Origin of the sequence: Pararhodonellum marinum (assembly GCF_015354735.1) — a bacterium.
GTDB classification, from domain to species: Bacteria; Bacteroidota; Bacteroidia; order Cytophagales; family Cyclobacteriaceae; genus Pararhodonellum; species Pararhodonellum marinum.
In genome coordinates this window covers 48,341-61,839 of the sequence record NZ_JACEFJ010000009.1, presented here as the reverse complement: position 1 = coordinate 61,839, position 13,499 = coordinate 48,341, and the positions used below count along the sequence as shown (strand labels likewise).

Below are 13,499 nucleotides of genomic sequence, written 5' to 3'. Positions count from 1 at the left end.
ATTTTTTTGCTACATTTAACAAGCATCTCATCAATCCTCATGGCTAAATCTCTGATCGAATTGACTGAAAAAGGGCTTTATTGTCCACAAGCAGGGTTATTTATTGATCCTTGGAAACCTGTGGACAAAGCGGTCATCACCCATGCCCACGCAGACCATTCCAGATGGGGTATGAATCACTACCTTGCCCACAAGCAATCAGCAGAGGTGATGAAATTAAGACTCGGGCCTGAGATTTCATTACAAACCCTGGACTACAACTCACCGGTCTACCTCAACGGGGTCAAACTCTCTCTTCATCCTGCCGGCCACATTCCCGGTTCTTCCCAAATAAGGTTGGAGCATGAAGGGAAGGTCGTGGTGGTAAGTGGCGATTACAAAACTGAAGATGATGGTTTTTCGACAGCCTTTGAACCCATCAAATGTCACGAATTTGTATCAGAATGCACCTTTGGTTTACCTATTTATCGCTGGGAACCTCAAGAGAGCATATTTGCTGCCATCAATGAGTGGTGGCGAAAAAATGCAGAACATGGCAGGGCTTCTGTCCTTTTCGCCTACTCTCTTGGCAAAGCCCAAAGGATATTAAGAGGATTAAATCAGGATATCGGGCCATTGTATTGCCATGGGGCTATTTGGAATACCAATCAGGCGCTGTTGGCCAATCAACTTGATGTGCCTGATGTAACAAAAGTGTCGGGAGATATTACCAAAGAAAATTTTCGAAAGGCCATGATTTTGGCTCCACCTTCAGCGATGGGCACACCTTGGATGCGGAAATTCAGCCCCTATCGGACTGGCATCTGTTCTGGATGGATGGCTGTAAGGGGAACCCGAAGGAGAAGAGCTGCAGACATTGGTTTTATCTTATCGGACCATGCAGATTGGGATGGATTGATCACTGCCATCAAGGCGACCCAAGCTGAAAAAGTATACCTTACACATGGGAACTCGGCTGTTTTTGGTCGGTATCTGGAAGAAGAGGAAAATATAAGCTCGGAGGAACTTAATACGCTTTTTGCCGGAGAGCAGGGTGATGATTGAAAAAAACGTTTTTACCAAAATTAGCATAATCACCAAGTTTAGAATAGGGAATAGCATCACTCTACTTCCCAGAAAAAGTGCCTATTTATTACACTTTTTCTCATAGAATGAATAATTTCGAGTACTAAACATACATACTACTCAACCCGACCATGAAAAAGGAACTCTGTATAGCCTTAACGATTATGGGTTTTCTCACTGCCTTTCCCAACCTTTTTGCACAGGGTTTCCCAACAAAGGTTGATGCTCAAAAAACCCTTTTGGTTTCCATTGAACATCCTCGGTTTACGCTTATTCTTGAAAAGTTCGATAAAACAGGCCTACAAGGAATTAGTAGTTCAAGTGGACCCGAATTTAAGCAAGTGGGCGGAAAATTATCCCAGATCATGGAGGAGGTATTTGGTCAAAATCAATATGAATTCGGCAAGGGTGTCAATCGTGAAAATTACTTTTTGACTCTTAAGCATCCCGGTCAAGAGCGCAGTGAGGAATTTCTGAAATTGGTCTTGGATACATGGGTCGAAGAGGGTTCATTCAATATTCAGAGAGAGGAATTACTAATGGTGAAAACCTGTATCAGACTTGAAGACCGCACTAAATTAAAAGCCGCCCTGTATCAAACCGAAAAAGGCATTCTGCAAAAAAGCCAATATAGCGGTCAAAATTTGGAAATGACTGGATATACCCTGGAGGAAATCGCTGCCCGCATCAGTTATGAAACCAAGGAAATGTATGCCATGGATGAAACAGGAATTAGGAATCATTTGTATAAAGTGAGAATTAATTTAAAGAGCGCAAACACCATCAGAGAATCACTAATGAAAGTAGGACTCAAAACCTATACCTGCAAACAAATGACCACCCTGATCAAAATTCCAGATGAGCCACAACTCTCCATGCAACAATAAGAATAATTGCAAACAATTAATTTGTTTGCAATTATTGATCGGTTTTTTGATTATTTCTTTAATTTCCTGCCAAAAGAACGTCCAGATTTATTCGGTTGATGGCATTGTCAACAGTAAAAATTTGGGCAAAACATTGATCCATGAGCATATTTTGGTGAATTTTATTGGTGCTGAGGAAGTAGGTTACCATCGCTGGAACAGAGATTCGGTAATGGAAAGGGTTCTCCCCTATTTATTGGAATTAAAAGCTCATGGTGTGAACACCATAATTGAATGCACACCGGCATATTTGGGAAGAGATCCTGAACTTCTCCAGGCATTAAGCAAACGTACAGGAATACAATTTTTGACCAATACAGGATACTACGGCGCGGTTGATGGCAAGTATCTTCCCGTGCATGTCCATATGGAAACCGCAGAGCAATTGGCTTCCAGATGGATTTTTGAATTTGAGAATGGTATTGAAGATACAGGCATCAAACCAGGTTTTATCAAAATTTCTGTTAATGCCCAGGACCCATTGTCTGAAGTAGATCAAAAAATCGTAAAGGCCGCTGGGCTAACCCACCTGGCAACAGGCATGGTCATAGCTTCACATACCGGGCCATGGATGGCAGCCAAGCAGCAATTGGACATCCTTCAATCGGTAGGAGTCAGTCCTGATGCGTTTATCTGGGTACATGCCCAACAAGAAAAAAATTTTGACCTTTATATGGAGGGAGCCAAAAGAGGTTGCTGGATCAGCTTAGATGGGGTTGTATGGGATGTGGAAAGGCATGTTGAGCGACTTGTTTTTGCCAAAGAAAATCAAATTTTAGATCATGTGCTCATTTCCCATGATGCAGGTTGGTACAGCCCGGGAGAACCTGAGGGTGGTGACTTCATAGGTTTTACTGCCATTTTTGACACACTCATTCCCATCCTCCAAAAAGAAGGATTCTCCGACCAGGATTTTGATGACCTATTGGTGAAAAACCCCGGATTGGCTTTTGGGTTGAGGGCAGTGAAAAAAGGGCAGTAAAAGCTCGCTTTCTTTTCGTGGTCGCCCATTCAAGATTGAAAAAAACACACCTTCAATGCAATTTCTCCTTCAGTACCTCCTGAACCAGTAATATTTTTGGTCAAGTGCAATATTTTTTTGGAATTTCTGAATGAATATTCCTTCTTCTATGAAAATCATCTGGGAAGATATTTATTTAGCCATTCTTTGCTTGTAAAGAGAGGCACCATCAATGACGACATTTTCCTTTTCTGGATTGGGTAGCACCAGGATACCTCGAACTTGCCGGATGGAGAGAAAGTTTTGGTCACTCCGTCATTTCCCACCCTAACATAAGATTGACCCCGGTGGAGAGGTCATTCTCTCATGGTTTAGACAGGTTAGATCTTTACGTGAAATTTACGGTAGGTACCTTGCCATTTGGAACCATGAGTGATCAGAGAACCCCATTCAATAACCTATTTTTCAATATCAATTTAGGTATAGGGTTCTCAAATGTTGTATGTGACCTTTAGTAGCATATAAGGGCTAGGACTACAAAATAATATTCTGAAAAATAACCCTGATCATTTTCTCCTTTTAAGGGTCCTATGTACCTTTGCGCATGGCAGAACAAATCCTGATTTTAGACTTCGGTTCCCAATATACACAGCTGATTGCACGTAGGGTAAGGGAACTCAATGTATATTGCGAAATCCACCCATTCAACAAAATTCCAGAAATCACCCCAGACATCAAAGGAATCATTCTCTCCGGAAGTCCCTGTTCAGTGAGGGACGAAGGATCTCCGGATTTGGACCTTGACCAGTTTAGAGGCAAACTACCCATTTTGGGGGTCTGCTACGGATCCCAACTGATGGCCCAGAAATATGGGGGTGAAGTACTCCCTTCCGAAATCCGGGAATATGGAAGAGCCAATCTGACTCACTTGGACACTCATTATGATCTTTTGAAAGAAATGACCCATGGCACCCAGGTGTGGATGTCACACGGGGACACCATCAGAGAATTGCCTGAAGGTTTTAAGGTCATTGCCAGTACCCCTTCTGTCAGGGTAGCAGCATTTAAAATTGAAGGGGAGGATACTTATGGTATCCAATTTCATCCAGAAGTCACCCATTCCACGGAAGGAAAGAATCTTTTGAGAAACTTTGTAGTCCAAATCTGCGACTGCTCTCAAGATTGGACTTCTGATGTTTTCATCGATGCCTCTATCGCAGAACTCAAAGAAAAAATAGGGAATGATAAAGTAGTCATGGGACTTTCCGGAGGAGTAGACTCCTCGGTAGCCGCAACGCTCATCCACCGAGCGATCGGCAATAACCTCACCTGCGTTTTCGTGGACAATGGACTACTCAGGAAAAATGAATACCAAGAGGTGCTGGATTCTTACCAGCATTTGGGATTAAATGTTATTGGAGTAGATGCTAAAAAGCGTTTCTATGATGCTTTGGCGGGCATCAGTGATCCAGAAGCCAAACGAAAGGCAATCGGAAGAGTGTTTATCGAGGTATTTGATGATGAATCCCATAAGATTCCAGGAGTGAAATGGCTCGGACAGGGAACCATTTATCCAGATGTGATCGAATCTGTTTCCGTCAATGGACCTTCTGCTACCATCAAATCTCACCACAATGTGGGTGGTTTGCCTGATTTCATGAAACTCCAAGTGGTCGAGCCACTCAATACCCTTTTCAAAGACGGGGTCAGGGAGGTGGGAAGAGCCTTGGAGATCCCGGAAAGCATTGTAGGACGCCATCCCTTCCCGGGTCCTGGTTTGGCCATCCGTATTTTAGGAGACATCACTCCCGAAAAAGTGCATACCTTACAAGAAGTGGATCATATTTTTATTCAGGGTCTGAAAGAAAGTGGCTTGTATGACGAAGTTTGGCAAGCGGGAGCCATCTTACTGCCTATTCAGTCGGTAGGAGTGATGGGCGACGAACGGACTTATGAGCGTGTCGTTGCGCTTCGGGCGGTAGGTTCAGTAGATGGCATGACAGCCGACTGGATTCACCTTCCTTATGAGTTTCTTGGTAAAATCTCCAATGAAATCATCAATAGGGTAAAAGGGGTCAACCGTGTGGTCTATGACATTTCTTCAAAACCACCGGCAACCATAGAGTGGGAATAGGCCTTTGTACTACGTGAAAGCTACTTTGTGTAATAATTTATGAAATAAAGTTGTTTCCCTCAAGACTATCTTCAGGGTCAATCCAAATTTGCAAAACAACTTCAGCGCATTAGATCCTGAAAACCTTATTTGAACCAATCGATTTAATTGGTTTTTCCCAAATAGGCTTTTCGCTTGTTTAAGTCCGCCAAAAAGTTTTAATTTCGGATCAGGGAAATTAAGGTATAATATTTGATTTTATTTCCGAAATCCAATCAACACATGAGAACTACTTTCATCCTATTTTGGTCCATATTTTTTTTTAATGTCCAAATCCTCCAGGCCCAAGATGAACTGGCAAGCTATAAAAGAGCGAAAACCCTGATCGGTTACGGTAACTTTTCTGAAGGGATGGACCTCCTCCGGCCTTACATGGATAGCAGGAACTATGGCCCGCTTTCCCAATACGCAAGGTACCATTTTGGACGTGCAGCTTTTCAGAATGGACAATTTGAATTGGCAAAAACCTCCCTCCAACCTTTATTGGAAAATGGGGATTGGGTAAAGAAAGATGATGCCAGATACCTTATGGCCCTGGCCAATTTTGAGGAAAAAAAATACAATGACGCTCTGAACATCATTGATCAAATCAAAGATCCGAACATTAGAGAAGAAGCCGAAAAAGCCAGTTTCAAATACCTTGATGATGCTTCGGTAAGCTTTCTTGTCGGTAATCTAAATAAATATCAAAAAAATCGGGGATACATTGTTGCTCTCAAAAATCAACTTGAAAGACAATCAATCATGTCTGCCTCGGAAGCGACTGCATATGGCAGAATCAAAAATATCAATGCCCAGGGTGAGTTGGGTGAAGTTCCGGAAACCAGAACCCTAAACAAAACCCTGGAAGTGGCAGTCATTTTGCCTTTCAATTACAGCGGAGGCAGTGGCACTAGCCGACTAAACGGCAATAACTTTGTTTTCGAACTTTATCAGGGCATCAATATGGCTGCCGTAGAGGCCAAAGATGCTGGCGTAGATATCGTGATCCGCACTTTTGACACTGAGCGGAAAACAGATCGAGTAAAGCGTATCCTCAATGATCCCTTTTTAAAATTGGCTGATGTGATCATTGGCCCCATTTACCCTGAAGAATCGGAGTTGGTTTCTACTTTTGCAGAGATCCACAAAATCCCATTTATTAATCCTCTTTCCAATTTAAATAAGGAAATGCAGACAATGGAATTCTCTTATCTATTCAGGCCCTCTGTGGAATCCATTTCCCAAGGAATTCTTCGTTATTTTCAGGCCAATCTTCCTGGGAGAAGAGTGGCCATTGCCTATTCTGGTAGTACACGAGATGAGGTGCTTTCCAAGGAATTTGCAACTTTGGCCCAGGAAAAGGGTTATCAAATAGTGAGTAACAAGAAAGTAGATGAGCGGGATATGAGGAATTTTTTCGCAGATTTGGGCATTAGGGGGCAAGGCGAACTTCAAGCAGATCAGTTGGTGATTTTTTCTGACGATCCCAATGTAGCTTCATCCACTTTTTCGGTTCTGGAATCCATTACTTCAGAAGTTCCCGTGATCGTTATGGACAGCTGGCTCTACTTTAATTTTGCCAGCTTTGAAATGCTGGAATCAGAAAATTTCCATTTTGTGGCCAACAATACAGTTGACTTCAACAATGAACATGTGGATGATTTCCGTAACCAATTTTTTGAACAATACCATATTTATCCTTCCTACAATACCCATCTCGGTTATGATTTGCTTCATTGGGTGGTGGAATCCATCAATCAGAAAGCCGGATTTGACTTAAGAAAAAACTTGGACAAAAATGGTTTTAAAAAGGGTAAGGTGACGTTAGGATATGATTTCTCCCGAACCCGGTTCAACAAACATGTGCCAATAATTACTTTAGAGAATGGTAACTTGGTAATTGATTAACAAACTACTCATGCAGACGCAACAAAGTCATAAGTTATTCGAAAAAGCCCAGCATTTTATACCCGGTGGAGTGAATTCACCCGTTAGGGCATTTAGGGCTGTAGGGGGAAATCCAATTTTTATCAAAAAGGCCAAAGGTGCATACATTTATGATGAGGATGACAATGCTTACATTGAATTGATCAACAGCTGGGGGCCCATGATCCTAGGCCACAATCCTGAAATGATTCAGGAAGCTATCCGAAAAGCCATTGAAAGCGGCACTTCCTTTGGGGCTCCCACGGCTCGGGAAGTGGAAATCGCCGAACTGATCACCCAAATGGTTCCTTCTGTTGAAAAGGTAAGAATGGTCAATTCCGGCACTGAAGCCACCATGTCAGCCATCCGGGTAGCCAGGGGCTATACGGGAAAGGATAAATTCATCAAAATGGAAGGCCATTACCATGGTCATGGAGATTCTTTTTTGATATCAGCAGGCTCTGGAGCTATCACCATGGGGCAACCCGATTCTCCGGGCGTCACTAAGGGAACTGCCAAAGACACCTTATTGGCCCCTTTCAATGACTTTGAAGCACTCGAAAAACTAATTGAAGCCAATAAAGGGGAAATAGCTGCTCTGATTTTAGAACCTGTTCCTGGAAACATGGGATTGGTTTTACCAAAAAAAGGCTACCTCGAAGCTATTCGGGATCTTTGTACCAAGGAAGCGATCGTGTTGATTTTTGACGAGGTCATGACTGGTTTTAGACTGGCTAAAGGCGGTGCCCAGGAACGTTTCGGGGTAACACCTGACATGACCACTTTAGGTAAAATCATAGGAGGAGGATTGCCTGTTGGGGCCTATGGAGGCAAAAAAGAAATCATGGATTTTGTATCTCCTGCAGGACCAGTGTATCAGGCCGGGACCCTATCCGGCAATCCAATTGCCATGGCAGCAGGACTCACCATGCTGCACTATTTAAATGACCATCCTGAAGTTTATCCCAAATTGGACCAAATAGGGGAAAAAATCACAAAGGGCATCAGGGAAAATCTCCATACCAATGGTATGAATTATACCCTCAACCACATCGGCAGCATGTATTCGCTTTTCTTTACCCAAGAAAAGGTTTATGATTTTGAATCTGCCAAAAAATCTGACACTGTATTGTTTGGAAAATATTTCCAGGAAATGCTCCATCAAGGCATCTACCTCGCCCCTTCACAATTTGAGAGTCTGTTTCTTTCCACCGCATTGGGCGAGGAAGAAATCAGCAAAATTCTGAATGCCCACCAAGAAGCCATAAAGTCAATTACTTAAAATTGTGTATTTTGGTGTTAAGCATTCCTTAAAGAACAAAGTGTTTTTTTAAACAAAAAAAAGTAAGCCATTTTGACTTACTTTTTAAAGTGAAGTGAATCAATAATTATTCATCTTCTTGCAACATTTTGTCCACTTTGGCCCTTACTTCCTCATTTTGGTTATAGGCCATGGACATTTGTTGGAATTTTTCCATTGGAAACTCATGTTCCATGATTTTCTTCTGTATGGTTTGTTGCGCTTCTTGTTGCACTTCCATTACCTTCTGTCCTGCTTCATTGAATTTAGCGATCTCTTCAGGATCTTCTGATACATCAGTGATTTTACCAGCCTGTTGAGCCTGAGCCATCTCTTGGAAACGATTGACATCCATTCCTTTGCCTTCGATTTCCTTTAACATGGTCTCTTGAGCATCCTGTTGAATAGGAATGATTTCTTTGTTGATCTTCACAAATGCCTTGTAATCATCTTCTGAAAAATTTACATTGGCTTGTTGTTGTGGCGCAGGTGGTAATTGCTGCTGTGACATTGCTCCGAATGCAAAAACAAAGGAGAATAAGGCCGATAAGGTGAAAATCTTGGTTAGTTTTGAATAAGTCATGATGATTTATTAAGTTATTATTGATTTAATTCACAATTAAATGTACAACTTTGATGCCTGAATATTGTTTTTACAAATTTAATTCATGAAAATATGCTAAAAATATATGGAATCAAGAATTGCAACACCATGAAAAACACTTTCGCCTTTCTGGAGGAGGAAGGGTTTGTTTATGAATTTCTTGATTATAAAAAAGTAAAACCTGATGAAAACCTGCTAAAGGCTTTTTTGGAGAAAGTAGCTTTTGAGGATCTGGTGAATAAGCGCGGAACCACTTACAGAAAGCTTGCTGAAGAAGAAAAAGCCATTTTGGAAAGACCGAACGATCAGGCTTTGAGTTTGCTTTCAGAAAAGAACAGCATGATAAAAAGACCTTTGATCATTTATCCTAATGGAAGCATTTCTTTAGGATTTGATGAAGCAACCATAAAGGAAAAAATGGGCTAAACAAATCATCTCCTTAAAAGAAAGCAGCTTACAGACCTTGGTCCTTGGCAATTAGCTCAGCCAAGTCATAAACCTGCACTTCGTGTTCCTTTTCCTTGTTCTTGACCCCATCGGACATCATGGTGAGACAGAAAGGGCAACCGACTGCAATGGCTTTGGCTCCAGTCGCCAAGGCTTCCTCGGTACGTTCTATATTGATGTCTTTTTTCCCTGGTTCGGGCTCTTTGAACATCTGTGCTCCTCCGGCTCCACAACATAGTCCTTTGGTCCGACAACGCTTCATTTCGACCAATTCAACATCCAATGCTTGGATAACTGCTCTAGGGGCCTCATACACATTGTTGGCCCTTCCGAGGAAACAACTGTCATGGAAGGTAATTTTCTTCCCTTTAAATTCTCCTCCACCCTTCATGACGATTTTTCCAGCATCTATCAGCTGTTGCAAAAACTCTGAATGGTGAATGACCTCATATTTGCCTCCCAGAGCCGGATATTCGTTTTTGATCGTATTAAAGCAATGCGGACATGCTGTCACCACTTTTTTGACATCATATCCATTCAATACTTGGATATTGGCTACAGCTTGCATCTGAAACAAGAATTCGTTCCCGGCTCTTCTTGCCGGATCACCTGTGCAAGCTTCTTCAGGGCCTAAGACTGCGAAATTAACCCCTACCTGATTGAGTATTTTGACAAATGCCAAGGTGACTGCTTTGTATCGGTCATCAAATGAGCCTGCACATCCTACCCAAAACAGAACTTCAGGAGCATCGCCTGATGCAGCTTTTTCAGCCATGGTGGGAACTTTATATTCTGACATACTTGAATTTTTCTTGGTTAATATTTTATTGATTGAATATGAAGAGAACTAAACACCTTCTTTTTTTGGCTATCATTCTATTCTTTAAGTTTATCCGCCCAATTGAACCTGTCTGTAGGAGCGAATTTCCAAGGTGAAAAACTGGTTTCCATGTTCTGAAACATGGCATTCCATTGTGCAGGAGTTCCACTTTCCTCCATGGCTACATACCTTCTCATCTGAAGGATGATGGCCAGTGGATCTATGTTCACAGGACAGGCCTCCACGCAGGCATTGCAACTGGTACAGGCATTGATCTCCTCTTTGGTGGTGTAGTCGCCCAATAAAGACTTTCCGTCTTCCAAGCCAGGCCCCCCTGCATCAAGGCTTTTGCCAACTTCTTCGGCACGGTCTCTGACATCCATCATTATTTTTCTGGGAGATAATTTTTTGCCTGTGATGTTGGCAGGACATTCTGCCGTGCATCTTCCACACTCTGTACAGGCATAAGCATTCATGATATTGACCCAACTCAAGTCATTGACATCTTTTGCACCAAACCGGGCAATTTCCGCAGGTGGCTCCGTGCTACTTTCAGTAGGCATCCCCAGCATCATTTTCACCTCATTGGTGACTTCATCCATGTTCTTCATCTCCCCTTTTGGTTTCAGGTTGGTGTACCAAGTATTGGGGAAAGCGAGAAAAATGTGTAAGTGCTTGGAATAGGTGACGTAAATGGCAAATGCCAAAATACCCACAATGTGGAACCACCAGGCAAACCTTTCTACAAAAACCAAAGCGCCATCACCTAAACCCTCGAATAAAGGCCTGAGCAAGCCACTGAAAAAGAGGCCGGAAACTGGAAGATAATAACCCACTCCTCGGTCTGCCAAAATCTGGTCTGCCGCATTCATGCTGAGAATGGCCAGCATCAGGACGATCTCAATGATCAGAATCAGGTTGGCATCCAAAGCCGGCCACCCACTTAGTTCCCTCATCGTCAGACGGGGGACTCTGGTGATGTTCCTCCGAATTAAAAAGGCCACACAGGAAACCAATACTGCGATAGCCAGGAATTCAAAAATATTCATCGCCACTGAATACGAGGCACCTAAAAATGGGGCGAATATCCTGTGAGAACCTGACAAACCATCGATAACAAATTCCAGCACTTCCAGATTGATGATGATAAAGGCCACATAGATAAGCAAATGAAGAAAGGCAGGTCCGATCCGTTTGAACATTTTCTGTTGGCCCAAAGCCACCAATCCCATCGTCTTCCAGCGCTTCTCCGGCTGGTCATTTCTGCTTTCGGCCTTACCTAAAAGAATGTTTCTACGCAGGTAGCTGACCCTTTTGTATAAGATCCATCCCGCAATGGCAAAAATCAGCAAGAAAGCTATTTGAGGTAATATACTCATAATGATATCATTAGTTTAATTTGGGTTACCGGGTTTGATATTTTTTTTTCAAATGATTTGCTCGAAAAAAACAAATACCTACCTTTGCATCACTTTAACGGCTGGTGATGTAGCTCAGTTGGTAGAGCATCGGACTGAAAATCCGTGAGTCGGTGGTTCGAATCCACTCATCACCACAAGCCTTGATATCCATCAAGGCTTTTTTTATGCCCTTTTCCATTTGAATATTTTTGAGTGGTAGCACTTCTTTCCTCTTGAACAACTCCAATTCCATAGTGCTAAGGTAACAAATAGTCTGCATGCATACTATTTGTTTTGGCAATTTAAAATCAATCTAAGTTGGTTGATTTTAGAAAAAAAAAAGCGTCGATTCACATCGACGCCCAAAAATAATGCAAGGAGTTAAAAAAATGTTCGTTTGCTGTACGAGTTCAAAAGTAGGTATAATACATGGCCTGAAAGCAAATTTATCATTAAGGAACCTTTAATTTAAAGTCAATAAAACCCTCAAATGTTAATGTTTTAATAATATCCCAACCATTTTTTGCACTGTTTTTTCAATCATCTTTTATTGGGATTTGGCCAGAAAGCCAATATGAATTAACTTGATAAGTGTTTGCTACAATGGTAATATGCTCACAGAAAATCAGAACGGGCACAGCTGCTAATCTATTTATCTTTTGAATGCATCTGTCCATCAATTAATTAGTCAAAATATAAAATCAACCCCTATTTAACCGGATTTGAAAATGTATTCAGAAAAAAGAAATTTCCAGAAATATCAAGTGCCCCTACTGATCTTCTCTCTCCTATTGTTGGGTCCAATACAGCAAAGCATTGCCCAGCAAAATAGGGCCACAGAAGTCGAAATCAGGCAGAACAAATTCTTTATCAATGGCCAAGCCACCTATCAGGGAAGGGAATGGAACGGATATACCATCGAGGGCCTTCTTCTAAACTCCAGGATGGTCCAAGGGGTATTTGATGACTTGAATCCAGAGACCCGAGACCAATGGAAGTATCCTGATACGGGCACTTGGGATGCAGACCGCAATACCGATGAATTTGTTGCCGAAATGGAAAACTGGCTCGCCCACGGCATGCTTTCCTTCACCATCAATCTGCAGGGTGGCAGTCCTTATGGTTATTCGGAAAGCCAGCCATGGCACAATTCCGCTTTTACAGATCAGGGAGCCTTGAGACCTGAATTTATGGGCAGACTTGAACGCATCTTAGATCGGGCAGATCAATTGGGGATGGTGCCTATTTTGGGGCTATTCTATTTTGGGCAGGACGAAAGACTGGAAGATGAAGCAGCGGTAATCCGCGCTGTCACCAACAGCATCAACTGGCTGCATGACAAAGGGTACAGGAATGTATTGATAGAAATCAACAACGAAGCCAACATCAACTATGACCATGACATCCTCCAACCGGAACGGGTCCATGAACTCATCGAACTGGCCCAATCCATTGAACAAAACGGAGCCAGGTATTATGTCAGTACCAGTTACGCAGGCGGGGTGGTCCCTAAGCCCAATGTGGTGAGTAAGTCAGACTTTATTCTACTCCATGGCAACGGAGTGCACAATCCTAAGGGCATTGTCAGGATGGTGGAAGAAACCATGACCGTGGAAGGTTACAATAACAAACCCATTTTGTTCAATGAAGACGATCATTTCGATTTTGATGCTGAGTGGAACAATTTTATCGCAGCAGTGTCAGTGTACGCCTCTTGGGGTTACTTCGATTACCGGATGAAAGATGAGCCTTTCGAGGAGGGCTATCAGAGTGTACCTGTAGATTGGGGGATCAATTCGGAAAGAAAAAAAGGCTTTTTCAACCTGATGAAGGAAATTACAGGCAAATAGAACTCCCCTTCTTAATATTGCTTACCTTTGCACCTCATTACCAAA

The 13,499-nt window shown here is 42.3% G+C and carries 11 protein-coding genes and 1 tRNA gene; 9 read left to right on the top strand and 3 right to left on the bottom strand.

Going from position 1 to position 13,499, the window contains the following annotated elements; genetic code table 11:
• The first annotated feature begins 39 nt into the window (after positions 1-39).
• The 6 genes from H1A14_RS15940 to hemL all read left to right on the top strand — a co-directional run bounded on the left by H1A14_RS15940 (position 40) and on the right by hemL (position 8,315).
• Complete coding sequence (locus H1A14_RS15940) at positions 40-1,044, top strand: ligase-associated DNA damage response exonuclease (protein WP_194777276.1); 1,005 nt, start codon at positions 40-42, stop codon at positions 1,042-1,044.
• 152 nt (positions 1,045-1,196) lie between these two features.
• Entirely contained in the window at positions 1,197-1,952 is a 756-nt protein-coding gene (locus tag H1A14_RS15935) for a hypothetical protein (RefSeq protein ID WP_194777275.1), read from the top strand.
• 121 nt (positions 1,953-2,073) lie between these two features.
• On the top strand, positions 2,074-2,973 hold the full coding sequence (locus H1A14_RS15930) for a phosphotriesterase family protein (RefSeq protein WP_262893969.1): 900 nt from the start codon (positions 2,074-2,076) through the stop codon (positions 2,971-2,973).
• A 583-nt stretch (positions 2,974-3,556) separates the two neighbouring features.
• Positions 3,557-5,086, top strand: coding sequence for a glutamine-hydrolyzing GMP synthase (gene guaA / locus H1A14_RS15925; protein WP_194777273.1), 1,530 nt, complete (start codon positions 3,557-3,559; stop codon positions 5,084-5,086).
• A 261-nt stretch (positions 5,087-5,347) separates the two neighbouring features.
• Complete coding sequence (locus H1A14_RS15920; RefSeq protein WP_194777272.1) at positions 5,348-7,015, top strand: ABC transporter substrate-binding protein; 1,668 nt, start codon at positions 5,348-5,350, stop codon at positions 7,013-7,015.
• Positions 7,016-7,025: 10 nt separating this feature from the next.
• Positions 7,026-8,315 carry a glutamate-1-semialdehyde 2,1-aminomutase gene (gene hemL, locus H1A14_RS15915; protein WP_194777271.1) on the top strand — a complete coding sequence of 430 codons (1,290 nt, stop codon included), beginning with the start codon at positions 7,026-7,028 and terminating at the stop codon, positions 8,313-8,315.
• Between the two features lie 106 nt (positions 8,316-8,421).
• Here the strand turns inward: hemL and H1A14_RS15910 are convergent, their stop codons facing one another.
• A complete protein-coding gene (locus tag H1A14_RS15910) occupies positions 8,422-8,916 on the bottom strand; it encodes a DUF4168 domain-containing protein (RefSeq protein WP_228527817.1) in 495 nt (164 codons plus the stop codon).
• Positions 8,917-9,009: 93 nt separating this feature from the next.
• Between H1A14_RS15910 and H1A14_RS15905 the strand changes: the two genes are divergently transcribed.
• Positions 9,010-9,363 (top strand): Spx/MgsR family RNA polymerase-binding regulatory protein, encoded by a 354-nt coding sequence (locus H1A14_RS15905; protein WP_194777270.1) that lies wholly within the window; start codon positions 9,010-9,012, stop codon positions 9,361-9,363.
• A 28-nt stretch (positions 9,364-9,391) separates the two neighbouring features.
• Here the strand turns inward: H1A14_RS15905 and H1A14_RS15900 are convergent, their stop codons facing one another.
• Together H1A14_RS15900 and H1A14_RS15895 are read right to left on the bottom strand one after the other, a co-directional pair.
• The gene (locus H1A14_RS15900) at positions 9,392-10,183 is read right to left on the bottom strand and encodes a (Fe-S)-binding protein (RefSeq protein ID WP_194777269.1); all 792 of its coding nucleotides are present in this window, start codon (positions 10,181-10,183) and stop codon (positions 9,392-9,394) included.
• 77 nt (positions 10,184-10,260) lie between these two features.
• The gene (locus H1A14_RS15895) at positions 10,261-11,583 is read right to left on the bottom strand and encodes a 4Fe-4S dicluster domain-containing protein (protein ID WP_194777268.1); all 1,323 of its coding nucleotides are present in this window, start codon (positions 11,581-11,583) and stop codon (positions 10,261-10,263) included.
• 103 nt (positions 11,584-11,686) lie between these two features.
• Here H1A14_RS15895 and H1A14_RS15890 point away from each other — a divergent pair.
• Positions 11,687-11,759, top strand: a tRNA-Phe gene (locus tag H1A14_RS15890).
• Positions 11,760-12,332: 573 nt separating this feature from the next.
• Complete coding sequence (locus tag H1A14_RS15885; protein WP_228527816.1) at positions 12,333-13,454, top strand: hypothetical protein; 1,122 nt, start codon at positions 12,333-12,335, stop codon at positions 13,452-13,454.
• The last annotated feature ends 45 nt before the right edge of the window (positions 13,455-13,499 follow it).